The following is a 23,997-nucleotide window of genomic DNA, read 5'->3' as shown; positions in this document are numbered from 1 at the left end:
TGGGAAGGCTTCAATGCCTGCGGGGAACAAAACGAGTAGAGCTCGAAGGTAATTTTGATGGTGGCGTAATGAAGGCAACAAACCGAGCATATTCAATCGAATCGAGCGACGAGCGCATGTGCCATATCTTGGGCTTGGATGACAACGTGTATGTGGATTCTGCGCATATCCCCGATCCGAATTTACTGACCTACGACAACGGCTTCCATGTGGATTGCGCGGCTGTGTTCATCGACATCCGCGGCAGCAGTGGTTTGGTCAGGAAGCATTCCACTCCCGTGCTGGGCAAGATTTATCGAGCCTACATTTCCGAGTGCATTGCTGTGCTGAACCAAGATCCCAATTGCGGGGAGATATTCATCCAAGGCGACTGCGTCGGCGCATTGTTCCATGTCCCCACCGCAGAAGACGTCAACTCAGTCTTCTTCAGGACCGGAGAGCTCAACAGCTTGATCCAGCTTCTCAACTGGCGGCTTGGGCAAAAAGGCTATTCCACGCTGGAGTGCGGAATAGGCATGTCGGTAGGGCGCGCTCTGATGATCAAGGCTGGCTATAAGGGCTCTGGCATCAACGATGTCATCTGGATGGGAAACGTCGTCAACGAGGCTGCCAAGCTTTGCCACTTGGGTAACCGAGATGGCAGTGGCGTCATCCAAGTATCCCTGTCTACATATGCAAAGTTAAACTCTTCCCATCGCGAGCTTTTGAACCCGGTTGGGTCGCTCTTGCTCGGAGCTAAGCATTATCAAGGCACTTTTGTATCCACCGACATGGAGCATTGGACCGCCGAAAAGAGCTCGGCAAAAGAGAGCGAATGGATCAAGCTAGGCAAATGGGTTGGCCTGATCGATGAGCCACTGCCTGGCTCGCTGCGACGCGCCTAGAGTTGCCTATGATGGCGCGTGGCGCTCGAATCGGCTCTCTTCGGAGGCTGTCAAACAATACTTAACTTCTAAGTTGAAACGAGGATGCACATGCTGGAGCGGTTGAGCGGTGACAAGGGAAAGCGATTACGGATCGAAGCGTTTGCTGATCAAAAAATAGTTTCTGGCAACCGGGCACTGGCCCAAGAGCTTTCCGAGCTTGCCGATTTGATGGAGTTCAAGAAAGGAGCCTCCGCCGTCGAGCAGGGAGCTTCTGACAATGACTTGTATTTCATCTTGGCTGGATCATTTTCGGTGATCGTAAATGGCAGGGAGGTGCAGCGTCGAGGACCAGGAGACACTTTTGGTGAAATGGCTGCCATCGAGCCATCGCTGCGGCGATCAGCCAGCGTCTTGGCCTTGGAAGACTCGGTGGCCGCACGGCTCAGCGAGGAGGCCTTGTCCGAACTCGCTTCGCGCTATCCCGATATCTGGCGATTCTTGGCGCGGGAGTTGACCAAGCGGCTTATGCAGCGAAACATGTCCGTAAACGCCAAGCGTGAAAAGATCCGAGTGTTCATCATTTCATCGGCTGAGTCGCTGCCAATCGCGCGGGAAATACAAAGCGCGTTTGCGCATGACAACTTTCAAACCGTGCTCTGGACGGACGGCGTGTTCAAGGTTTCGAGCTACGCAATCCAAAGCTTGGAAGACGAGGTGGACCGGTCTGACTTCGCCATTGCCATAGCTCATCCCGAAGATCAGACTACCATTCGGGGGGCACAATGGCCCACCGCCCGTGACAACGTGATTTTTGAGCTGGGACTTTTCATGGGTCGGCTTGGGCGCGATCGGGCAATTCTTATGGAGTCGAGGGAAGAAAAAGTTAGGCTGCCAAGCGACATGGCAGGACTTACTACTGTGCCCTATCGGTTCGCGCCAGGGGCCGACGCGGCATCTATGATGGGGCCGGCATGCAACGAATTGCGCAAACATATTTTGGCCTTCGGCCCAAACGACTAAGCGAGCAAATATGGGATTAAAGGGTGACATCAACAGCGAGATCGGGAAAATCCTACAAAGCTCTTGGGCTGAGCGAGAAGGCAGAGTAGTGCCAAGCGATTCCTCCATCCAAATGGGCAACGATGCCGTAAAGATCGAAGCAACCGTGCTCTACGCGGATTTGGCAGATTCGACGATCTTAGTTGATCGATACAAGCCGCAATTCGCCGCGAAGATCTACAAAATGTTCCTCCATGCCGCGGCCAAGATTATTGTCGCGAACGGCGGAACGATAACCGCCTACGACGGAGACCGGGTGATGGCAGTTTATCTAGGTGGCTCGAAAAACACCCAAGCGGTGACTACCGCCTTGGAGCTCAAATGGGTGGTAGGCAACATCATTCAGCCAGCTCTAGCGGAAAAATATATCCAGACTGATTTCCGACTCAAACACGTTGTCGGGATCGACACCAGCGAATTGTTTGTCGCGAAAACGGGAATCCGTGGTAGCAACGACTTGGTTTGGGTTGGGAGGGCAGCCAACCACGCTGCTAAACTAGCCGCTATGCCTGATTCTCATCAAACCTACATCTCTGAGACGGTGTTCAAGAATATGAGAGCCGACGTAAAGGTGTCTGATGGCAGGCCCATGTGGGAAAGTCTGGCTTGGATTGAATTTGATGGAAGGAAGATATTTCGTTCGGACTGGGGCTGTGTGCTCGGATAGCGGTAGGCGGTTAATGAATGACAACTTAGTCTAGAGAATTTTGATCATCAAAAGCCACTGTTTTTCGTTTTTCAAAGAAGATTACAGGTTCATTCAAAAGGAACATATAAAAATGCTGTCATCTGAAAAATTAAAGCAGAACGCATTAACGTCTATACGCTTGGGTATGGAAGATTTTCAACGTGCTGTAAATCCGGTCAAGGCTGACGGAGACCCGGAGCGAGCGCTGTCCGCCGCGCGAAATCTTTTCGCCGGGATTTTGTTACTCTTCAAATATGGCTTAGCTTTACGCGTCAAAAATCCTGAGGATGTTGACGCATTGCTCTTCAACCCTCCGAAGCAAATCGTTCCCCATCCCGATGGTGCAGGTGGAGTGAGTTGGCGGCCAGTGGGTAGATTTGCGAAGCAAACTATAGACGTGGCTGGGATTAAATTGCGATTCGAAGCTTTTGGCATAATCGTTGACTGGGATGCTATGCAGCAGTTGCAGGATGAGAGAAATAATTTGGAACACCTGCATCCGACAAAAAGCGTAGGCGCGATTGCTGGATTCGTGGCAGATATGTTTCCAATTGTTCAAAATTTTGTGGTGGACGAATTGGAAGAGGGGCCAGCTGACTTTTTGGGACCAAGTTGGAAGGTCATGCTCGAACATCGGGCGTTCTTCGAAGCCAGTTTGAAGCAATGTGTTGAAGCATGGTGTGCAAATCCAGTCCCCGACGGAGTGAAAAAATACATCGATGCCGTTAGGTGCGATGAATGTGGTTCTCAATTGATCGTCCCGCGTGAGGACGAGGATGATCAATACAGTTGTGTAGCCTGTGGCGAGGTTGGGTCGCTAATTCCGCAGATCTTAGATCAACTTGAGCGAGAAGAAGGGGGATTCGATCCTCGTGATGGTGAAGACCCACCGTTGGCAGACTGTCCTAGTTGTGACAAGCCGCTCTTCGTTCGTTCCGAGGGGGCATGCCGTTGGTGCGAGCACGAAATGGAGCACTGGGAGTGCGAAATTTGCAGCCAGGCATTGACTTTAGAAGATCAACACAATGAAGGCTTGTGTAGTTATTGCGAATATAAAATGGGCAAGGATGATTGAGGTATTCATTCTCCATCGTAGCACTCGATTGATCAGGAGCGGGTTTCTAGCAGAAGAGAGAGACGCGCCTAGTAGGGCAGCAGCAACAGCTATTATTAGATTTTTAATCCTGGTCTGCCAACGCGACGCCTATGCGAACTTGGCCGTCTTCGATCCAATCGGATGAGACAGCCCAAAGACATCTGTGCGACTGTTCTGACGGGGTGGCTTGAGGGCATGTGTGAGCATCTGAATATTCACTAATTTGGCGAGCGGACCGAAGTGGCGTCGTCCAAAGCTTTCCACGACGCCGTGCGAGCTGAGTTGGACGCCACGGTGCACGGTGGCTCGCATTTGCGCACGACGGGACGAGGCTTGCGCTAGTTCTAACTAATAGGGGACACGATGGTCAGCATCAATGACGATAAATCATTCAAGTTAGCTTTGATCACTGAGGATTTGCAAGGCGACCAGTCCAAAGACGGTTTCGTTGCAGTGTGCGAGCAAGCGAGAGCGGCTATGAGTGCGCACGATATCGGCAGTGATTTCCGTCGTGCCTACCTCAGTTGCATGAGCGATCCTAAGGTCCTTGTGAGCCAAATCCAGGCTGACATGATGGACAACTACATGATCGCAGCCTTCGCATGCATGGAGCTGGGCGTCCCGAAAGACTTTCCATTGATCGCATGGGCCGCGCTGAATAAGATGGACTTCGAGGGCTTGCACGGTGAGATTGCCTGCATGCGCGCGTTGATGTGGGGTGGGTTCGACGTAAACGGCCAAACACCGGAAGGCGGCATTTCCGCGCTCCATGCAATGTGCAATTTGAAATGGGGGAGGGGAGCGCATCCCAGGGCTGTCCATCACCTCATTGAGAACGGTGCCAACGTCAACATTCAATCTGCGACGGGCGACACGCCGATGACTACTCTGTGCGGCAACGCGACATGGAACGAAGACATCGATAGAACGTTTTATTTGCTGTTCGATGCTGGCGCGGACCTGGAGATTGAGGCCGCGGATGGCGCCTCGGCTTGGCTCCTGCTTCAAAGCCAGCAGAAAGAAAATCCCCACCCCTTGCGTGAGCAACTCATTTCAGATTTGTCAGAATGACTCTCTGTGCGCATGCTGAATGGCGATGCAGGCAACGCCTGCGTGCCGGTGGGAGAAGGACGTCCAAAATTCAATTCGACAAACATTCCACCAAAATGATATTATCCGCCTGCGCTTAGCGCATGTTTCCTCTATGAAGGCGACGAATCAGCACCTCGCATTCACACTGCAGGGGTCGCAAGTTCGAAACTTGCACTTCCCACCAAATTTTTCGTTTGTATTCAATGACTTAGGATTTTTCATCCTAGCGAAATACGAACTTGGGGCAAACTTGGGGCAATGGGATTTTCGTCCATTGTCCCGCCCCAAACGATACGGCCGCTTCCTGCGGCCGTTTTCACATCAAACTGCGTTAACGCGCCTATCAAACCTCTCACTTTCCGTAAAAGTAGGAGCTTCGTACATTGAGCCATTACGACCACCAATTGAATCCATGGCCCAAACCGAATATTTATGGTCACGTGATAATGTGTGAATTTTCCCGTTTGACAATTCGTTATGCTCTGGTGCCGCTATCGGTCAGAAGCAGGCCGACGTAGGTTCCAGATGTAGTAAGAAAGGCGTACTGAGCGAGCGCCCGTTTAACTATATGACATGTACAGGCGCATAGGAGGTGTAAGTGATAATTCATCAAGTGGAATCCACTCGTGTTGGCAGGGTTGATTTGGGAATAGGTAGTTCGGAGCAGAAGAACCTTATAAGTGTATTGACGGGCCCTAATGGTTCCGGGAAGACTGAGATTCTTGCTACGATAGCGAATGTGTTTTACGGGGCACTGCATAACGAGGAAGAGCAAGCTAGCGTAAGTTGGTCTGATCAAGAGCATTTCGCCCGGACTACTTTTCGCAATCGTGATGAAATTCGTAGACCACGTGTGGTGGCGCAGACGTTCAGTCCGTTTTCACGTTTTCCTGTGCATATACATGACCATCCGCGTTTTGCGTTGCTACTTGATGATTTAACTGAAGGGCATGACCAATATGTTCCGATTGGTTTCGCTTTAAATTTCACTCGAAATATTAAAGAACTGACATATTTTACGATTGAGGAGGGACTGCTACGTCTCAGCAGCGAACCCAAAGCCGCGAAGGCGATTATGTCGGTTCTACGGGAACTTAATTTCCAGCAAGGTATGCATCTAGAGTATCAGAGTGGCCAACTTCTTCAGGCGTTGACAAGTATCGTTGGGCAACCTAATGCAATAGAGGAAGCTCTACTGCGCTCAAGTAGATCAGGAGCACTGTTCATTAATGGATATCGGACATTTCATATAAAAGATATGAAATTGTTTAACGAAATGCGGAATGGGAATATTAGTGATGTAGCAGATTTTATTCGTCATGCTATTAAGTTGACACGTCCTTACTTGCGCAGTACCGTGTCTGCCGCTCAACAGCACTATATATTTCAGACCTTCCAGGAACATTCGATGTCGTCGGATTATCGAGTGTTGCAAGCGTTTTCGATGCTACGTCAATTCGGTCTGATGAAATTAAATCGCTGCCTAGTTAGGCCAGCGGGAAGCCCGACAATCGATGTTACGTCCACCAGTTCGGGCCAGCAACAATTGCTATGTACATTTCTCGGACTGGCTTCAGCTTTAGTTGATAACGCAGTTGTCTTAATCGACGAACCGGAACTCAGCCTTCATCCGCACTGGCAACTTAAGTTTATTGCTCACATCAAGAATTTTTTAGATGTTGTTTCTGGTTGTCATGTAATTATCGCAACTCATTCGCCACTAATCACACAGGCCGCTATATCGCATGGCGCGGAAATTAAGGAGCTTGCCCCTATTGTGAGCTTTGAAAGGGTAAAAAATTCAAGAATGCTGTCTGTAGACGAGGCGCTAGTTACCATATTTGATACGCCGGTGCCGAACAGTCTTCACGTAGCGAATGAGATCCTTGAACTTATCTCTGAAGCTGAGGCCGGCCAGACGATGAATTTGACGCGCTCACTACGGCAAATTGATGCTTATTTGAAAATCTACCGTATTGGCGAGGAAAATATCGAAATGGTGCGACTTCTAGAAAAGGCAACGCGTCTTATCAAGGCCAGCGGCAGGGCCTCCTCGGAGAGACTGGCATGAGAGCACGGCACCGCGCTGACCCACTGCCCAAATTGAAGAATGTCTCAGAAGATGATCATGAGCGGTTGAGGCAAGCCGCAAAGAATCGAACAGTAACTTGGGGTACAAAAGATGAAGAATTATTCAAACTTGTAGCGAGTTTCAGAAATGAAGTAAAAGACTATTATTTCTCTGCACAGCGGCGCAGATGTTGTTACTGTAGTTTTGAACTGCAGCATCATAAGTTGACTTATGATGCGGAGCATATTCTCGATAAGGATGAGTACCCCGAGTACATGTTTGAGCTGAATAATATCGCTTCGGTATGCAAACATTGCAATATTTCAAAATCTAACCAATGCATTTCCGCATCAAAGCAGCGTTTTCAGGAGCTTTCCGTAAACAGCAACGAGTACAGCATTGTTCATCCCCATTTTGACGAGTGGGAGGATCACTTTCAGTTTGATGAGATCGGCCGTATTGTACCTGTCGATAATTCGCCCAAGGGAAGGGCGACTATGAAAATATGCAAAATTGATGTCATCAATATCGCCCGCCTCTCGGATGAGTTTTCTTTCCATGACAAAGATGTCGTCGAACAGACACTTCGTGCTTTTCACGAGGTCGACGAAGTGATCAGAAAACGCGAATTGTTAGAAGTAATCAGTGAGTTAGCTAATCGCTATCATCATTTTGGTGCCAAATCGATTGTGGCTCATCTGACTAAGGAAATCGGGGAGTTCGTGCCACTCCACACTTGAATTAAGGCAGCGAAGGCGGCCGCATAAGATGCTTTGCGGTCACTTCTTAGTATCTTTCAGGTATAAATCTTGTAGTGGTTTAATGTACCCGGACACTGATTTAGGCGAGAATGCTCGCCATGGAGAGGTGTTTGATGAGCAAGCAAAGACGTACGTTTTCCCCTGAGTTCAAACAGCAGGCGGCATGCCTGGTACTGGATCAAGGATACAGCCATACGGAGGCAAGCCGGTCAGGGGGGGCGAACCTACGTTGACGCCGAGCAAGCGGGGCGCGCCGTTTTCGCTGAGCCGCATCGCATGCTCACCTTGCTCATAATTTGCGCAACGGAATCGTCGCACCGTTCGGACTAAAGAAGAGTATTAGCTTTAGTGATCGCGGGCTGGGGAAGATTGGCATGTTTCCGATTATTTCAAGTACGGGGACTGAAGTCGTCGTCGGTGGTGACGACAAGCATCTGGATTCTCGGATCTGGATAAGCATTCAACCGAGTCTGAAGGGATCGGAAGTGACGGTTTCAACCTTGGTTAAAATAAACAATCTCTTTGGAAGAGTGTATTTGTTTATCATCATGCCGTTTCATAAGCTCCTGACGCGCTCGCTGTTGGAGCGCGCGGTCAACCGGCGCGACAAGGTGCACCGTAAGCCAGAAAGGTGACCTCATTGTTGCCGATAACCGAATATTGACCATATGGAACAGGTTTTGTCGCATTGACGACGCGGCCGCGGCCTCCGGTAAGTTGTGCTATTAAAACTTTGGCAACACGGCATGCTCAACTTTAAAGGAATGCGTTTCCCGATCGAAGTCATCTTGGTCTGCAACGCGACAGAATCATGGGACATTATCACAGGTCCGACGTTGCGTTCCCATTGGGAATGACTAGTACAAAATCGTAGCCCTGAATCATGCTTTGGACACTGCTGTTTCCATTCGCCAGGGATTTAGCCGATCCCAACAGGGGGCGCACATCGAACAATGACCATTCCTTATGCTCGCTCGCTGCGGCGAAGAAGGGTAATACGCCAGCCATGGCGGACTTGATATCGATTTTTTCGATTTCTGTTGAGGCCGACGCGCGTCCAATTCCAGCAAATTGCGCCTGCTGGCCTTTGGACGCCAGCACTAACACATGCAGCGATTTTTGCCCGCGGCCTTCCGCATATTCAGCCAGATAATTGCCGATCTCCCGGCTGCCGGCGTTCAGCGGGTTATAACCTCGGAATACATGAACTGCGCCGGCTTTCAGCAGCATTCGCTGTGCAGGCGCAAGCATCAAATGGCTGGCCACATTCTGCTTCATTAGTTTGGCACGCTGTGTATTGGATGCATATCCCTGCCCCGGAGTCATGTTTTTGCTATAAATGCTGCGGCTTTCGATCAACGAATTTAACATCGCCAAGGCGGGCATGTCCTTGGGTGCCGTGAGCAGCTTCTGTAACGCGAATAATTCCTCTTCTTTGATTTTCATCATGAAAAGATCACGCGGGTCTCCGTTCGCCGACGCCCGGTTATAGTCGTCGCTTTCAAGCTTGCGGAAGGCCTCGATTTTTGATTTCGCCAAAGGGCTAAGCGGTTGCCCAGCCATTTGCTCGAGTAAATATTTCGAAGCGCCCATGAGTTCCTGATCCATTCCCACTAATTGGAACGATGGTCCGGCAGCTTTGGCGAAACGGGCCAGGAATTGCGCCTCATCTTGCCATTTGTAAAAAGCAGTAGCGACCGGATAGGCCTTATTAAATGCTGCTATGCCAGCAACGCCAGTATTGGCCTTCAATGTCTTTGCCAAAGCATTAGCAACAGCCGGTCCATTTTCGACAATCAGTGTCGTAAATCCTTGACTTGCCAATTCTTCAAAATACGCTGCCGAAAAATTTGCAATCTCTGTAATGCCATGGTCCTCGCCGATGAGTACGAATTGGCTCTCCAGACCCGCATCTATCAATGTTGCCGCGCCGGAACCAACCATCTTTCCATGATCGATTGCGATCGTCGTGCGAAGGGCGGCCAAGCGGTCTGGCAAGGATAGTGGCTGATCCGCCGACAATGCAGGCATGGCCAAGCCGGCCAAAATGATAGAAATAATTATGGAGTGAGTTTTTCGCATTATTTTCGCAAGAATTGTGTTCTGGTCGGCGATTTCAGTCGCGGGGTATTGGGATGCAGGATGTAAAGCTTCCAGCGCAGGATGTCCTGCTTGTCTGGTAAGCGATCGCGCCCAATCGGTTGCTATGAGTGATTAGGGTAGGCTGACTTTGAGGGATATTTCCTTTTACAGATTTTCTGTATTGGCGGGAAGAAGAAATCTGGTCATGCTACGGTAAATCAGGTGACGCGACAACTATTCTGACATGGGAGGAAGTTAATAATTTTTTGTAAATGCTCATTGGGCAGGACCCTGCCTCCATTAAGGCGGCGGCGCGGTTGGCAATGCCAATCGCGCCGCCAGCCGCCGCTAATGCGACAGCACCGAATCGCGCGACCTGTGCCCAAGGTAAGGCAGCAAGCTGAGGAGGCCAAGCACGGCCAGCGCAACGCCGACCCACAGCGGGGAGCGCAAACCGTAGCCGGCGGCGATGCCGAGGCCGCCTAACCATGATCCGGCGCCCAGGCCGATGTTGATGACGGAAGTGTGCACCGTGTTGACCAGCGGCCCTGGGTGGGCGGTTTTCATCACGCGGGCGATGATGGCGGGATTCATCGACATGCCCACCAGGCCGGTGACGACCAGCAAGACGACGCTGATGGTCTTGTCGTGTGCAAAGATGGCGAACAGCGCCAGGCTGATGCTCAGGATGACCATGCCCCAGGCCATGATGGGGGTGGTGTAGCGGTCCGCATAACGGCCGACCACGCCATTGCCCACCACGTTGGCGACGCCGTAGACGCCCAGCAGCCAGGGTATCGAGGACGCTGGAAAGCCCGTCACCTCGGTCAGGATGGCCGCGAAGTAGCTGAACGCCGCGAAAATCGCACCGATGATGAGGCCGCTGCTGGCATACGCTGCCCACAGGTGGCGGTTGCGGAATTCCCCCAGTTCCTTGCCGAGGCTGACGATTTCCGACGGCTTGGCGCGCGGCACCAGCACGGTGATGAGCGCCAGGCACAAGAGCGCCAGCAGCACCACCAGCCAGAAGCTGGCGCGCCACCCCAGGTGCTGGTCGATGAGCGTGGCGACCGGCACGCCGACCACCGAAGCGAGCATGAGGCCGCCGATCACGACGGCGGCGGCGCGTCCGCGCGCGTCGGGAGCGACGATGTCTGCGCAGATCGCCAGGGACAGGCCAAAGCAGGTGGCGGCCGCCACGCCCGTGACCACCCGCGCGATGGCCAGGATGTCATAGCTGGTGGCCGACGCGGCGACGGATTGGGCAACGATATAAAAGCCCAGCAGCCACAGCAATCCCTTCTTATTCGGTACGCGCAGCGTGAGCAGGAAGATGGTGCTCAGCGGACCGCCGATGACCATGCCCATGGCGTAAAGCGAGATCAGATAGCCGATCCGGGTCACCGGTTCGTCCATGGCCAGGGCCAGCGACGGCATCATGCCCGCCACCATGAATTCGGATGTCGTCAACGAAAAGATCGTCAACCCCAGAATGTAAACAACCAGCGGCATAGCAATATCCTTCGAAAGTAATAACTAAAACACTCGCCAGGCGTGGCGCGCGCCCCGGCCGCATGCGGCCCTTGCGCGCGCCACGGCCGGGTCAGGTGTTGCAATACGTAAAGACGCTGTCCGGAATGTCGCCGACAAACAGGTTGGGAAAGTCGCGTACCGAAAGGTGCTGCGGGTCATTGCCCGTGACCATGCGCAGCAGGCGGTTGCCGCCGGCCTCCAGGTAAAAGACCGATGACGGCTTGCCCGCCCGCTCGACTACCCAGGCGTCCGCCTCCCGGCCCAGCACGCTGTGGCGGCCGTCGTGACGGGCGCCCCCGTCCAGCAGCACCGCTTGCGGCAGGAACAGGTCATGGAACGGTGTCACCTCATCGGCCAGCGCCGTGCCCTGCAGCTGCTCGCCGGTGGCCTGTGCTTGCCTCGCGTAGGCCACTTTCTGCTTGCGGCTTTGTTCACGCCTGGCGTCGCCGATTTCCGACATCCACAGCAAGTGTCCATGTTCCTTTTCCGACCAGGGGTTGAACAGGCCATCGATGCGGCAGATGTTGCGCGCATAGTCGAACCAGCAATAGCCGGACGTGACCTGGTCGTCCTCCTGCATCGGTGTCCAGTAGGAAATGTAAGCGCTGCTCCATTGCATCGGCAGCAGCGGCGGGGCGGAGTGTGTCGGCATGGCAGCTCCCTAGCGGCCCAGCGCGTAGCCAAGGCTGGCCATCAGCGCTTCTTGTAGCGATGGCAAGTCCTTGCGGCGGGCGTCGAAGCTGGCGGTCAGCTCTGCATTGCTCAGTCCGATACGCTCGCCCACGCTTTCAAACCACAGGCGGCTGCTGTTGGCGTGCTCCTTGAACAATTGCACCAGGGGCACGGCGCGGGCATTGAAACTGTCCAGGGCGGCGGCCGTGCCGGCTTCGGTATCGAGGATTTTCACCAGCAGCAGGGCTGCCACCACCGCCATGGTGGTGCCGTGGCCGATGGAAAAATGCCCCGATTGCAGCGCATCGCCCAGCAGGACGAACTTGCCGTCGCAGGCCCGGTCGTGGCTGAGGGTCATGAAGTTGCGCCAGCCCTGGCCCGGTTGGCTCTGCAACCCGTGCTCACCGAGTTCGGCCTTGAATGTTTTGGCGATAGTCGCGGCGGCGTCGCGTTCGGACAGCGCTTCCAGCCCCGCCTTGGCGTACGTCTCTTCGCTGCATTCGACGATGAAAGTGCTCATCGTGTCCGAGTATTTGTAGGCATGGCCGATGAAAATGCCTTGCTCATTGCTGCGGAACACCAGGTTCATCTGGTCGAACAGCTGGGTGGTGCCGTACCAGATGTATTTGTTGCGGCCGAAATCGATGTGCGGCGCCAGTGCTGGCGGCAAGTCCAGCGATTTGTAGTTGACGCCGTTCGAGACCACCACCAGGTCGTACTCGGCTTCCAGCTGCGCGCGGGACGCCGGCGGCGTTTCGTAGCGGATGTCGATGCCGGCCGCCACGCATTTGGCGCGCAGGGCTTGCACCAGGGCCTGGCGTCCGACGCCGCACAGGGTAACACCCGTGCTCATCAGGTTGGGCTGGTCGTGATGCACGAGCTTGAATTCTTCCAGGAACTGCGGATTGAGCCGTTCCGGCTGCTCCAGGTAAGAGAGCGGATTGGCCGGATGGCGCGGCGGCCGTCCCGGCAGCACCACGCCCCAGCCCAGCACTTCTTCCGGGGTGTTTTTTTCCGTAATGCTGATATTCCAGGCGGGCCGGGCCTGTTTCATCTGGCTGGCGAAGAGCAGGCCAGCGGGGCCTGCGCCGATGACGAGAATGTTCATTAATTTACCCTCCCAAGTTTATACCAAACGTTTTGCTTCCTCTGGATCTGCTGCAGTTCATCGTAAGGAATCGATGTAAAAAACAATTTATCCGCCATGTCCGGTGGATAAATACGGGGAAATTTCTGGTGCATGAAGCGGTTGTAGCGCGTCTGCAGGAAGAAAATCAGGCTGGGGTTGCTCAGCGCTTCGTAGTTGGCGATCGCCATATCCTGCATGGCGTCCGCCTGCACCTTGCGCTGCTGCGTGAACTCGGCCAGGGTAGGCGCCAGCGCATTGCCATGCTTTTCCAGCAACGTGGCGAAGATATAGCTGTCTTCCAGCGCCATGTTCATGCCCTGGCCGAGGAACGGGGCCGTGGCATGCGCCGCATCGCCGATCAGCAGGACATGGTCCTTGTAGTGGAAGGTGCTGGAGCGGACATTGATGAGGTCATTGCTGGGCAGGGCGATAAACTGGTTCACCATCTCTTGCCGGCTGGCCGCCGGCAGCTTGTCGTAATAGCGGTCGAAGAAGGCCGCCATGGTTTCCCGGTTCAGCGTGTTCAAGCTCGGTGTGCCGGAGTAGGGCAGGCAAATGACGAAGCTGATGCTGCCGTTCGGGATGGTGGCTGCGCGGCCGGCAAACTGGCCCTTGGAGTCCATGCCGAAGAAATACAGCAAATCCTTCCTGAAACCCAGGCCCTCCGCATTCGGCAACACGAGGGTCTTGTAGCCATGGCGAAAGAAGCTTTGCTTGAACTCGAAGCGCCGCATGCCGCTCTGCATGGCGCGCCGCACCGCGGAATGGGCGCCGTCGGCACCGATGATCAGGTCGCCATGTAGCTGCTGCACGGCGCCGTCCTGCCCCTGGATCAGCACGACCTTCCTTTCCAGGTCGACATCCAGGCATTTATGCTCAAAGTAGTATTTCACTTCGTGCCTGGCGGCGTAGGTGTTTAACAGGCGCTGGAACGCGGACCGGTCCAGCGACAGCGGAAACAGGCCTTCGCGCTGGCTCAGTTCGCGCACCTTGAATTTGCCGCCGACGGAAAACGCCATGCCCAGGATGCGTTCGCCGCACCGCTCCAGCTCCTGCCTGTCGATGCCGGCCGCCAGCACGGCCTTGACGCCGCGCACGGTCATGGTGACGCCGATGGCGCGCGAGTTGACGGGATCGGCGGTTGCGGACGCTTTCTGCAGCGGATCGCCCCGTTTTTCGACCACGTGGACATCGTGCCCCCGTTGCGCCAGATAAATGGCGCTGAGGCTACCTGCCAGGCCTCCGCCGACGATAATGATTTTATGCATTTCAGGCCTCTCTTGACATCTTTCCCCGAGATAAATCGGTAAGTTGCTGATTAAAAAACTCCAACATTTCTATCGGCGCCATGCCGATGACATCGCTCTCCAGGCTGCGCGCGTACTGCGCCAGCGCCAGGCACTTCTGCGCCAGCATGTCGCAGCCCAGGCTGTAGTCACTGCTGACCTGGCTGCTGACCGGTTCGGGCACGGGCGGTCCCGCGTGGCGCCCGGGCACGCCCGATGGCATGTTCATCAGGGCCGCCGATAGCGGGCGCAACAGGCCGGTCATGATGTCGATGGAGGCGTTCATCAGGCGCGAGCGGCGCAGGCTGCCCAGCGGCCGCTGCGCGAAATGGTGCGCCATCAGCAGGAAGGTCAGTTCGTAGCAGCCTTGATACAGCTGCATCAGCGCGCGCGCCGTTTGATCCGTCACTACCGTGCAGTCCGCCCGCGCTTCCAGCACCGGATTCTTCAGCGCCGGCAGCGCCGGCTCGAACGGCTTGCCGCAGGCGGAGAACTTGCCGGCGACGGCGCGCAGCCGCTGGAAGTGCGACGAGGCGAAATGCGGCGAATCGACGGCCACGCCTTCGCCCTGCTCGGTGACGAAGTCGATGGCGAACAGCGCGCTGTCGCGGTCGGACACTTCCAGCTGGTAGCCGGGATAGGCGCGGTTGGTCAGTTCTTTCAGGAACAAATGGTGTTCGCCGCCGCGCTTGCCGCCGTCGCTCTCGAACAGGCCGGGCAGCTCGGCCAGGGCCTGGCGGATCGCAATATAGAAGGTGGCAATCGATTTGCCCGGCGTGGGAATGTAGTCGGGCCATTCGAAACGCACGAAGCGGGCCAGCACGTGTTCGGAAAATGGCTCGAATGCAAATTCCGTGTCCAGACCGAAACGCTGGCGCGCCTGCTGGCCCAGCACCGGGGCGCCTCTATGGAACGGTTCGCCAAGCGCCATCAGCACATTGTTGACTAACAAATAGTGAATCATTTCTTCATGGGCGATTTCCAGCAACATGCCGCGCGTGCCGCTGTTGCGGCGCCGGTCTTCGGCGCCGCAGGCCAGCTCCAGCTCGGCCGGCAGCCAGCGGCCCGCCTGCACCAGCGCCGCCCCCTGCGCATAATTGGGAATGGAATACGCTGCATACAGGTATTGCAGCATGAGCGACAGTTCCAGGTCGATGGCCTTTTTCAGCTCGTCGATCAGTTCCGCCTTGCTGCCGATGGCGTGCGGCGTGGCCGGTGCCGGCACCGCCGCCTTGGCCTTTGCCTCGACCTGCGTCAGGTATTTCAGGAACAGGCGCGATTTTGGCAGCGACAGTTCGCGCGTACTGGGCATGTAGTAGCTCTTGTCGCGGTTTTGCGGATCGCACATCTGCCACATCAGGCGCGCATACGTTTCGCACTTGCACTGGTCCGCCAGGCTGAAGACCTTGTCCGACATGAAGGGGTACACGAGCTCGTAGTAACTCATCACATGCCGGTAGAGGAAGGCGTAGTCGACCTGTTCCGCCGGTACGTCGTCCAGATGCCAGTCGTCGGGCAGCACGCGCACGCCGAGGTATTGTTTGTGCTTGCCTGTCCCCAGCACGATGCGGGTTGCGCCCGGCTGGCGCCCCGTCAGGGTCAGCGCCGTGTAGCCATGCCCGAGCGGCGACGGCTGCCGCTGCACGGCCAGCAGCGCGTCGTCTTCCGCCTGTGCCGGCAGGGCATCCGGCGCTGCCAGTTCGCCACGGAAGCGGCTTTGCACGGTGATGGTCTGCGGAAATTGCTCGTGCTTGTTGCGGTTCGGCGCTTCCAGGTACAGCTGGTTGCTGTCCGACTGCAGCACCCAGTCGGCTTCGTCCCACTGTGCCTGCGCGCTGCCCAGGCTGAGCGAACCTGCGGCGGGGGCATGTTGCAGCGGCACGTCGAAGACGCCGTGATGGCGCCAGTGGTCGCGGTACAGCGGTTCCGGAATGCGGGCCAGCAAGGTGCCGGCGCCGTCATGCAGCAGCAGGTCGCCGAGCGCCTGCTTGCCGCCCAGGGCATGCGTTGGATGCTGTTCCGAGACGGCGTCCGCGTCGCGCGTGGTGAAGGGGATGGCGGTCGGCATGTTGAACGCGACGCGGTCCGCATGCACTTGCACCAGCACCGGTCCCAGGCTGGCCTGGCGCGGCTGCAGCAGGCGGCCGGCCGGATAGGTGGCCAGCTCGTCGCGCCGCCACAGGCCGATGCTGCCGGCCAGGTCGTAGAACACGGGCGAGTCCGGTTTTGGCGGCGTCGACATATTGAACAGGCAATACTGCACCGTCAGGCCCAGCACCTCGTCGTCGGCCAGGGCTTGCTGTAAGGTATGCATACTGGCCGGCAACGGCAGCTCCGCATTGAACAGGAAATGCGGGTCTTGCTTGGACACGGAGAACTGGAACAGCCTGGAGCGGCCAAATTCCTCGTCCAGGAAATGTCCGCTGCGTTCCGTGATATGGCCGCTGCCGAGCCAGCGCACCGAGTGCGCCTGCGCGATGTCGGCGGTAAACAGCGTGGGCGTGTTGGGCGAGGCCAGCTTGTCGCTCAAGGTGAACTGGCCGGCGTAGATCAGCGTGGTGTCCGGCTGGGCCGGGTTGTTGTCGATCCACCTGGCGCGGTTGAAGGTCGTGCGCAGGTACTCATTGTAGTGGCCCCACAGGCCCAGCTTGGCGCCCACCAGCGGGTCTTGCGTATCGACCTCGCCATCGCGCAGCTGGACGCCCGTGATCCTCGCGTTTTCCCACGAAAAATGATTGTTCCCGCAAAAATTGTGGCCTGCCGCCAGGCTGAAGATGCCGTCCGGATCGGGCTTGCCCTTTGCGTTGAAGCGGGGGGCAAGCTGTTTCAGGTGCGCATGGAACTCAGCCGGCGGCCGGCTCAGGTCGACAGCTTCGCCCGCCATCGATATCGTGTTCGTGGCGATATCGATGTTGCCGTGCGTATTACGATTCCCCGTCGGCACATTGGCGCGGGCAAAACCCCGAAAATGCAGGCGGGGGAAGTCAAGTAGGCTCATGCGCGCTCGGTCGAGGAAGTGATGAAGGTATCGTTGGCGGCGGCGACGTCTTCCCGTTGATCGAGCCGCTGCAGCAACAGGCCGCTGGCGTGCTGGGCGCTGATCAGGCTGCCTTCCATCCAGCCGCAATGCGCGGTATAGGCATCCGAGCAAGAGATGATGCCGTCCCGGTGCAGCAGGACGGCCGGGTGCTCGGCTTCCGGTTCCACGCAAAACTCGACGCCATGCGGCCAGAACTTGTGGAAGTGCGCCTTGATCGGCGGCAGCGGCTGGCCATCGAGCGGCAGGACGTCTTCCAGGTGGCGGCGGACGCGCTCCAGGTACACGTCTTCACCGAGTTCCAGGCTGTCCCGCCAGTAGGTGGCGCTTTTGCTGTCGGTGTAGAACAGCACATACTTGTCGCTCTTGAAGTAGACCTTGCGCAGGGGATTGGCCGCCATCAGCACCTTGTCGGTCAGCCCCAGCGCTTCCCACCAGGCCGTGTCGAAGGTGAGGAATCCCTTGAACAGGGGCAGCGAATCGTACTGGAACGGACTCCAGGCGTTCGGAAAATCCAGGTTCAGGCGCGGCATGGCGGACGGCGGGATGGCCATCACCAGGTGGCGCGTGCGGTGCATCTGCGTGTCGCCCTGGTGGCTGAAGGCGAGCACATGGTCGGCGCCGGATTTTTCAACGGACAGCAAGCGGTGTTCCAGGCGGAATTCCACCCCGGCGGCCTGGGCCTGGTACTGCAGCTGGCACAGCAGCGCGTGGTAGCCGTCGGTGGCATAGCGCCACTGGTTGGCGGCGTTTTCCGTGAAGTGCTGCGTTTCCGGATGTTTCTTGATGATGTCGTAGGCCATGGCCGCCGACACCATCGGCAGCAGCAGGGCGTCATAGCCGGTCGCCTTGATGATGTGGGTGGCCTTGGCGGCACCCAGGTAATGGCTGAAAAATTCGAGGAAGGAGTCGTTCGGATGCTCCTTGAGCATCGGGCTCAGGCCATGCAGCGTTGCCTTCAGCTCCTCCAGCACGCTATCGTGGGAGATGACCTCGGTGAACGGGTAGACGGCATGCGGCAGTCCGCTGCCCTGCATCAGTTGCTGGAAATGCGGATGCAGCTGCGGCGAGTAGCGGGCGGCGCCGAGTTCGGCGATTTCCTTGCCATCTATTTTCCGCGACTGGATGCGGCCGCCGACGGTGGGATTCAGGTCGAAGACCCGGATGCGCAGCTTCCTGCTGGCGGCGGTGTCGATCAGGCGGTTGGCGCAAGTCAAGCCGCCTATGCCGGCGCCTACGATGCAAATGTCAGAATACGTGCTCATACGAAATTCCTTTTTAACGTTCATTAATCAAAAAGCTGCAAAATCGCTAGCAAAAGTTTCCCCTGCACGTGTAGGCAAGGGAGGTGGGACGCTGGGTGTTACCGCACTTGGCGAGCGCTATCGGCTGGGGAATGAAGAGCCTGGCGAGAACTGGCGTTGTTTCTGGAATGGTCGATTCTTGGCTGCAGAGTTTCTGTTTCAAATCAAAGATGGCACCGACAGTAGCCCAGGCATCGGGCAGTCAATTTGATAAATATCAATGTAGTTGTCGTTCGGTGTTACGTCCTTGTCGACGCGGCGAGGCGGGCGGGATGGCGGCGGCAGTGCGCCGGGCAGTGGCAGGGCGGTGTGGAAGGCGGTGCGGTGCGGCTGATCGAGCCGCTGGGGGGAGTGTCGCCGTTTGCCGAAGGCGCCAGGACCGGCAGTGGGTCCTGGTGCCTTCGGCGCTGGCTTGGCCTGCTTTTTGCTATTTTTATTGTTTCTGACTTTGCGGCTGGCGCGCAGTGCATGCGCCAGCCGGGCGATGCCCGATGCCGGCGCCCGTCAAAAATCTACGGCGGCCGACAGTTGCACGCTGCGGGGCGCCGATTGCGAGACGGTGCCATACGAGGCCACGCCGGCCCAGTAATGGCGGTCGAACGCGTTCATCAGCCCGCCGCGCAAGGTCGTCGCCTTGCCGGCGAAGGCCGTGCGGTAGCGCAAGCCCAGGTCCACCTTGGTCCATGACGGCACCGCTTGCAGATTTGCCTGGTCGACGAACTGCCTGCCGGTGTAGCTGACGGCGCCCGTGGCCGTCAGGCCGGGCCAGTACGGCACATCCCATTCGCCGCCCAGGTTGGCCATGGAGGTGGGCACGCCCACGGGACGCTTGCCCATGGTGGCGGCGCTGTTGGTTTTTACGAGGCGCCCGTCCAGCAGGGTCACGCCGGCCAGCAGGCGCACGGCCTTGCTGGCGGCGCCGGACAGGTTCAGTTCCAGGCCCCGGTTGCGCTGTTCGCTGTCCATGCTGTAGACCTTGCCATACAGCTGGCCGCTGGGTTTAGTCACCTGGAACACGGCCAGGGTCGCCAGCACCACGCCGAAATCGGCCTTGGTGCCCACTTCATACTGCTTGCTCTTGTAGGGCGCGAACACCTGACCCGCGTTGTCGGCGATGTTCGGTGCGATATCGCCCTTGCTCAAGCCCTCGATATAGTTCGCGTACAGCGACACGTGGCGCAGCGGCTTGACGACGATGCCGGCCAGCGGCGTCAGGGCGCCTTGCTTGTAATGCGTGCTGAGGGCGCCGCTGGCGGCGTGGTAGTTCTTCGCTTCGACCAGCTGGCGGCGCAGGCCCAGAGTCAGCTGCACGCGCCGGTCCAGCATGTCCAGCGTATCGGCCACGGCCAGGCTGGAGAGGGTGGCGGCGGACAGCTTCGGCGCGCGGGCCGGCGCGGGAACGCCGGGGTCGGCCACGGCCACGGGGCGGTAGATATTCGAGGCGATGAGCTTGCCGGAATTGCTCACGCTGCCAAATTCGTCGCGGTAGACATTGCCCATCACGACCAGCGCATGCTCGACGCCGCCCGTGCGAAAGCGCGCGCGCACGCCCGTGTCGCCGCTGGCGCGCCGCACGCGGAATTTCCAGTTCATGGGCGTGACCGTCATGTCGCCCGCCGCGCTGGTGATGGCCGGCGTCTGGTCCGAATAGCGCGACACGTCGGAGCGCGTGCCGCCCACGTCGGCGAAGACGGTAAGGTTGTCGTTCAGGTCGTACTCGACCTTGCCCAGGGTGGCCAGGTCGTTGGATTTCCACCAGCCCCAGGACTGGGCGATGTTGCGTCGGCCATCGGGCGCTGCCGGCACGGGCAGGCGCGCGCTAACCAGGAAGGGGCGCGTGGGTGCGTCGATCCACTGGTATTGCTCGATCACGTCGAGCGAGGCGCGCAGCCGCTGGCCCTGGTAATCGAGGGCGACGGCCGCCACTTCCGCGCGCGACGTCTGGTGGTCGAGCGGCGTGTGGCCCTGGCGGTGCAAGCCGTTGAAGCGGATGCCGAAGCGCCGCTCCTCGCCAAAGCGGCGGCTGATGTCGATGGCGGCGCCCAATTGCGCACTGGAACCGTAATCGACGGTCAATCGCGTCAGGTCGCGCGGCAGCGAGCGTTTCGGCACGGCGTTGACGACGCCGCCCACGCCGCCGTTCGGCGACATGCCGTACAGCAAGGCGGCCGGCCCCTTGAGCACTTCCACGCTCTGCAGATACTCCGTAAATAGATGGTAGTTGGGCGAGACGCCATACACGCCGTCGAACGCCACTTCGCTCAGATTGCCTTCGTTGAGGGGAAAGCCGCGGATGAAGAAGGAATCCGTGACGCCGCCGATCTGGCCCGTGAAGCGCGTGGACGGGTCGCCGCCCAGCACCTCGGCCAGGGTCAGCGCCTGCTGGTCCAGCATGCGCTGGCTGGTGTAGCTGTTGACGCTGAACGGCGTGTCGAGCAAGTCTTTTTCGCCCAGCATGCCGGCGCGCGCGCTCTTGGCGATCTGTCCGCCGGCGTCCGCTTCGGCTTGTCCGTTGACCAGCACGGTGGCGAGCGGGGCGGGTGCATCGGCCGCCGCCTGGGCGATCGCCTGCGGCGTCACGCTGGCGAAGAGCAGGCCGGCGAGGATCAATCGGGTGGTGAGGTGGGGGTGGGCGAGTCGGGAATGTGGAATGGGCATCAGGGGCAAGCGTATGAAGTTGATAGGGAGGAATTGCACACAGGATATTATAAATGAGAATCATTACGATTTATAATGATTAACATATCCATTGCCGCCACGGCCGCCTACATGCCGCGCGCGTGCCTGGAGGGCATTTCAGCACGGAAAATGGCCATCCTGGGCCTTCAGATCCGGATATTTGCTGTCTTATATAAGATTCGTCGCCATCTGATACACAAACAGCGGCAGGACAGTCTAAAATACGTGGTGGGCAAGCACGGCGTCACCGCCGGCACACTAGCCGTCCAAAGCAAGGCTAACCGTCCTGTGTTTGGAATGAAGAAAGTTAACCACCAGGCATCACCGCATACAAGGGAATGAACATGGCAACACAAAAATCCAAAATCATCTACACGCTGACTGACGAGGCGCCGCTGCTCGCGACGTATTCCCTGCTGCCAATTATCAAAAAATTCACCGCGCCGGCTGGCGTGGACGTGGTCGCCAGCGATATTTCGGTAGCGGCCCGTGTACTGGCTGAATTTCCCGAATTCCTGACGGACGCGCAAAAAGTCCCGAACACCCTGGCTGAACTGGGCAAATTGACCCAGAATCCGGACACCAACATCATCAAATTGCCGAACATCAGCGCTTCGCAAGGCCAGTTGATCGCCTGCGTGCGCGAATTGCAAGGCCGTGGCTACAAGCTGCCGGACTACCCGGAAGATGCGAAGACGGACGAAGAAAAAGCCTTGAAAGCCCGCTACGGCAAGTGCATCGGCAGCTCGGTCAACCCGGTCTTGCGCGAAGGCAATTCCGACCGCCGCGCGCCGAAGGCCGTCAAAGAGTACGCGCGCAAGCACCCGCATTCGATGGGCGAGTGGAGCCAGTCGTCGCAAACGCACGTGTCGCACATGCACCATGGCGACTTCTACCATGGCGAGAAATCGCTGACCCTGGAAAAGGCGCGCGACGTCAAGATGGAACTGGTCACGGCCTCGGGCAAGACCATCGTGCTGAAACCGAAGGTTTCCCTGCAAGCGGGCGAAATCATCGACAGCATGTTCATGAGCAAGAAAGCGCTGCTGGAGTTCTACGAGAAGGAAATCGACGATGCCTTCAAGACGGGCGTGATGTTCTCGCTGCACGTCAAGGCGACCATGATGAAGGTTTCGCACCCTATCGTCTTCGGCCACTGCGTGCGCATCTTCTACAAGGACGCGTTCGCCAAGCACGCCGCGCTGTTCGACAAGCTGGGCGTGAATGTCAACAATGGCATGAGCAACCTGTACGACAAGATCGAAACCTTGCCAGCGTCGCAAAAAGATGAAGTGCTGAAAGATTTGCACGCCTGCCACGCCAACCGTCCGGAACTGGCCATGGTCGATTCGGCCAAGGGCATCACCAACTTCCATTCGCCGAACGACATCATCGTCGACGCGTCGATGCCAGCCATGATCCGTATCGGCGGCAAGATGTGGGGCGCCGATGGCCGTCCGAAGGACGTCAAGGCCGTCATGCCGGAATCGACTTTCGCGCGCATCTACCAGGAAATGATCGGTTTCTGCAAATGGCATGGCAACTTCGATCCGAAGACCATGGGCACCGTACCGAACGTGGGCCTGATGGCGCAGCAAGCGGAAGAATACGGTTCGCACGACAAGACGTTTGAAGTGCCGGAAGGCGGCATCGCCAACATCACCGACCTGGAAACGGGCGAAGTGCTGCTGACGCAAACGGTGGAAGAGGGCGATATCTGGCGCATGTGCCAGGTCAAGGACGCGCCGATCCGCGACTGGGTCAAGCTGGCCGTCACGCGCGCGCGCAATTCGGGCATGCCTGCCGTGTTCTGGCTCGATTCCTACCGTCCGCACGAGAACGAAGTCATCAAGAAGGTACAGGTGTACCTGAAGGAGCACGACACCAAGGGCCTGGACATCCAGATCATGTCGCAAACGCGCGCCATGCGTTACACCCTGGAACGCGCCTTCCGCGGCCTGGACACCATCTCGGTGACCGGCAACATCCTGCGCGATTACCTGACCGACCTGTTCCCGATCCTGGAACTGGGCACGTCCGCCAAGATGTTGTCGATCGTGCCATTGATGGCCGGTGGCGGCATGTATGAAACGGGCGCTGGCGGTTCGGCACCGAAACACGTCAAGCAACTGGTGGAAGAAAACCATTTGCGCTGGGATTCGCTGGGCGAGTTCCTGGCCCTGGCCGTGTCGCTGGAAGACATGGGCATCAAGACGGGCAATGCGAAGGCCAAAATCCTCGCGAAAACCCTCGACGAAGCCACCGGCAAGCTGCTGGACAACAACAAGTCGCCATCGCCACGTACCGGCGAGCTGGACAACCGTGGCAGCCATTTCTACCTGGCCATGTATTGGGCGCAAGCCCTGGCTGTGCAGAAGGACGATGCGGAACTGGCAGCGCATTTTGCGCCGGTGGCCAAGGCCCTGGCCGACAACGAAGAAAAGATCGTTGCCGAGCTGAAAGCAGTGCAAGGCAAGGAAACGGATATCGGCGGCTACTACCTGCCAGATCCGGCGAAGACGGAAGCCGTCATGCGTCCTAGCGCCAGCCTGAATGCAGTGCTCGACAGCATCTGATGCAGTCCTGACAGGCAGTAAGTCCTTTACTGCCTGACACAAAAAACGCCGCCGGAAGCGATTCCG

At 57.4% G+C, this 23,997-nt stretch carries 19 protein-coding genes and 1 pseudogene; 12 read left to right on the top strand and 8 right to left on the bottom strand.

Annotation, left to right across the window (positions count from 1 at the left end):
• The first annotated feature begins 68 nt into the window (after window positions 1–68).
• From BZG29_RS17045 to BZG29_RS17000, 9 genes and pseudogenes are all read left to right on the top strand, one after another.
• Complete coding sequence (locus BZG29_RS17045) at window positions 69–884, top strand: adenylate/guanylate cyclase domain-containing protein (RefSeq protein ID WP_171985037.1); 816 nt, start codon at window positions 69–71, stop codon at window positions 882–884.
• A gap of 90 nt (window positions 885–974) precedes the next feature.
• Complete coding sequence (locus BZG29_RS17040; protein WP_077409153.1) at window positions 975–1,886, top strand: TIR domain-containing protein; 912 nt, start codon at window positions 975–977, stop codon at window positions 1,884–1,886.
• An 88-nt stretch (window positions 1,887–1,974) separates the two neighbouring features.
• Window positions 1,975–2,592, top strand: coding sequence for an adenylate/guanylate cyclase domain-containing protein (locus BZG29_RS17035; protein WP_253192614.1), 618 nt, complete (start codon window positions 1,975–1,977; stop codon window positions 2,590–2,592).
• A 40-nt stretch (window positions 2,593–2,632) separates the two neighbouring features.
• Window positions 2,633–3,688 carry a hypothetical protein gene (locus tag BZG29_RS17030; protein ID WP_216350314.1) on the top strand — a complete coding sequence of 352 codons (1,056 nt, stop codon included), beginning with the start codon at window positions 2,633–2,635 and terminating at the stop codon, window positions 3,686–3,688.
• A gap of 384 nt (window positions 3,689–4,072) precedes the next feature.
• On the top strand, window positions 4,073–4,780 hold the full coding sequence (locus BZG29_RS17025) for an ankyrin repeat domain-containing protein (RefSeq protein WP_077405316.1): 708 nt from the start codon (window positions 4,073–4,075) through the stop codon (window positions 4,778–4,780).
• A gap of 619 nt (window positions 4,781–5,399) precedes the next feature.
• Window positions 5,400–6,872, top strand: a complete 1,473-nt coding sequence (locus BZG29_RS17020) for an AAA family ATPase (protein ID WP_150130961.1) — start codon at window positions 5,400–5,402, stop codon at window positions 6,870–6,872.
• Window positions 6,869–7,612, top strand: coding sequence for a hypothetical protein (locus tag BZG29_RS27840; RefSeq protein ID WP_150130960.1), 744 nt, complete (start codon window positions 6,869–6,871; stop codon window positions 7,610–7,612). The genes BZG29_RS17020 and BZG29_RS27840 overlap by 4 nt, the downstream gene beginning before the upstream one ends.
• Window positions 7,613–7,746: 134 nt before the next feature.
• A pseudogene (locus BZG29_RS17005) lies at window positions 7,747–7,845 on the top strand (transposase); the annotation flags it as partial.
• A gap of 84 nt (window positions 7,846–7,929) precedes the next feature.
• Entirely contained in the window at window positions 7,930–8,268 is a 339-nt protein-coding gene (locus tag BZG29_RS17000; RefSeq protein ID WP_077405304.1) for a DUF2867 domain-containing protein, read from the top strand.
• Window positions 8,269–8,455: 187 nt separating this feature from the next.
• On the opposite strand, the gene BZG29_RS16995 is transcribed toward BZG29_RS17000, so the two are convergent.
• The 7 genes from BZG29_RS16995 to BZG29_RS16965 form a co-directional block, all read right to left on the bottom strand.
• The gene (locus BZG29_RS16995) at window positions 8,456–9,715 is read right to left on the bottom strand and encodes a hypothetical protein (protein ID WP_077405301.1); all 1,260 of its coding nucleotides are present in this window, start codon (window positions 9,713–9,715) and stop codon (window positions 8,456–8,458) included.
• 348 nt (window positions 9,716–10,063) lie between these two features.
• The gene (locus BZG29_RS16990) at window positions 10,064–11,185 is read right to left on the bottom strand and encodes an MFS transporter (RefSeq protein WP_366928656.1); all 1,122 of its coding nucleotides are present in this window, start codon (window positions 11,183–11,185) and stop codon (window positions 10,064–10,066) included.
• Between the two features lie 133 nt (window positions 11,186–11,318).
• Window positions 11,319–11,900, bottom strand: a complete 582-nt coding sequence (gene vioE, locus BZG29_RS16985; RefSeq protein ID WP_077405295.1) for a violacein biosynthesis enzyme VioE — start codon at window positions 11,898–11,900, stop codon at window positions 11,319–11,321.
• A gap of 9 nt (window positions 11,901–11,909) precedes the next feature.
• Window positions 11,910–13,028 carry a tryptophan hydroxylase gene (locus BZG29_RS16980; protein ID WP_077405292.1) on the bottom strand — a complete coding sequence of 373 codons (1,119 nt, stop codon included), beginning with the start codon at window positions 13,026–13,028 and terminating at the stop codon, window positions 11,910–11,912.
• Window positions 13,028–14,317: an NAD(P)/FAD-dependent oxidoreductase gene (locus BZG29_RS16975; protein ID WP_077405289.1), complete on the bottom strand. Its 1,290-nt coding sequence runs from the start codon at window positions 14,315–14,317 to the stop codon at window positions 13,028–13,030. The genes BZG29_RS16980 and BZG29_RS16975 overlap by 1 nt, the downstream gene beginning before the upstream one ends.
• A 1-nt stretch (window position 14,318) precedes the next feature.
• Entirely contained in the window at window positions 14,319–17,333 is a 3,015-nt protein-coding gene (gene vioB, locus BZG29_RS16970; RefSeq protein WP_077405286.1) for an iminophenyl-pyruvate dimer synthase VioB, read from the bottom strand.
• Complete coding sequence (locus tag BZG29_RS16965) at window positions 17,330–18,637, bottom strand: FAD-dependent oxidoreductase (RefSeq protein ID WP_150130959.1); 1,308 nt, start codon at window positions 18,635–18,637, stop codon at window positions 17,330–17,332. The genes vioB and BZG29_RS16965 overlap by 4 nt, the downstream gene beginning before the upstream one ends.
• Between BZG29_RS16965 and BZG29_RS27835 the strand changes: the two genes are divergently transcribed.
• Window positions 18,612–18,887 carry a hypothetical protein gene (locus tag BZG29_RS27835; RefSeq protein WP_150130958.1) on the top strand — a complete coding sequence of 92 codons (276 nt, stop codon included), beginning with the start codon at window positions 18,612–18,614 and terminating at the stop codon, window positions 18,885–18,887. The two genes, BZG29_RS16965 and BZG29_RS27835, sit on opposite strands and share 26 nt — an antisense overlap.
• Before the next feature lie 293 nt (window positions 18,888–19,180).
• Here the strand turns inward: BZG29_RS27835 and BZG29_RS16960 are convergent, their stop codons facing one another.
• Window positions 19,181–21,334, bottom strand: a complete 2,154-nt coding sequence (locus BZG29_RS16960; RefSeq protein ID WP_077405280.1) for a TonB-dependent siderophore receptor — start codon at window positions 21,332–21,334, stop codon at window positions 19,181–19,183.
• A 75-nt stretch (window positions 21,335–21,409) separates the two neighbouring features.
• Here BZG29_RS16960 and BZG29_RS16955 point away from each other — a divergent pair, with 75 nt between their 5' ends.
• Window positions 21,410–21,697 carry a hypothetical protein gene (locus BZG29_RS16955; protein ID WP_077405277.1) on the top strand — a complete coding sequence of 96 codons (288 nt, stop codon included), beginning with the start codon at window positions 21,410–21,412 and terminating at the stop codon, window positions 21,695–21,697.
• Window positions 21,698–21,699: 2 nt separating this feature from the next.
• Complete coding sequence (locus tag BZG29_RS16950) at window positions 21,700–23,931, top strand: NADP-dependent isocitrate dehydrogenase (RefSeq protein WP_077409151.1); 2,232 nt, start codon at window positions 21,700–21,702, stop codon at window positions 23,929–23,931.
• Window positions 23,932–23,997: the final 66 nt, after the last annotated feature.

The sequence above is a fragment of the Janthinobacterium sp. LM6 genome, from assembly GCF_002002885.1.
Classification (GTDB): Bacteria; Pseudomonadota; Gammaproteobacteria; order Burkholderiales; family Burkholderiaceae_D; genus Janthinobacterium; species Janthinobacterium kumbetense.
Note: the sequence above shows the minus strand (reverse complement) of the source record. Positions and strands in the feature narration are given on the sequence as shown.

Coding starts and splice junctions, on each gene's coding strand:
- vioE (WP_077405295.1), bottom strand. CDS start 11,900: ATGCCGACACACTCCGCCCCGCCGCTGCTGCCGATGCAATGGAGCAGC.
- BZG29_RS16975 (WP_077405289.1), bottom strand. CDS start 14,317: ATGCATAAAATCATTATCGTCGGCGGAGGCCTGGCAGGTAGCCTCAGC.
- BZG29_RS27840 (WP_150130960.1), top strand. CDS start 6,869: ATGAGAGCACGGCACCGCGCTGACCCACTGCCCAAATTGAAGAATGTC.
- vioB (WP_077405286.1), bottom strand. CDS start 17,333: ATGAGCCTACTTGACTTCCCCCGCCTGCATTTTCGGGGTTTTGCCCGC.
- BZG29_RS16960 (WP_077405280.1), bottom strand. CDS start 21,334: ATGCCCATTCCACATTCCCGACTCGCCCACCCCCACCTCACCACCCGA.
- BZG29_RS17040 (WP_077409153.1), top strand. CDS start 975: ATGCTGGAGCGGTTGAGCGGTGACAAGGGAAAGCGATTACGGATCGAA.
- BZG29_RS27835 (WP_150130958.1), top strand. CDS start 18,612: ATGCAAATGTCAGAATACGTGCTCATACGAAATTCCTTTTTAACGTTC.
- BZG29_RS16950 (WP_077409151.1), top strand. CDS start 21,700: ATGGCAACACAAAAATCCAAAATCATCTACACGCTGACTGACGAGGCG.
- BZG29_RS17045 (WP_171985037.1), top strand. CDS start 69: ATGAAGGCAACAAACCGAGCATATTCAATCGAATCGAGCGACGAGCGC.
- BZG29_RS16980 (WP_077405292.1), bottom strand. CDS start 13,028: ATGAACATTCTCGTCATCGGCGCAGGCCCCGCTGGCCTGCTCTTCGCC.
- BZG29_RS16955 (WP_077405277.1), top strand. CDS start 21,410: ATGATTAACATATCCATTGCCGCCACGGCCGCCTACATGCCGCGCGCG.
- BZG29_RS17025 (WP_077405316.1), top strand. CDS start 4,073: ATGGTCAGCATCAATGACGATAAATCATTCAAGTTAGCTTTGATCACT.
- BZG29_RS16965 (WP_150130959.1), bottom strand. CDS start 18,637: ATGAGCACGTATTCTGACATTTGCATCGTAGGCGCCGGCATAGGCGGC.
- BZG29_RS16995 (WP_077405301.1), bottom strand. CDS start 9,715: ATGCGAAAAACTCACTCCATAATTATTTCTATCATTTTGGCCGGCTTG.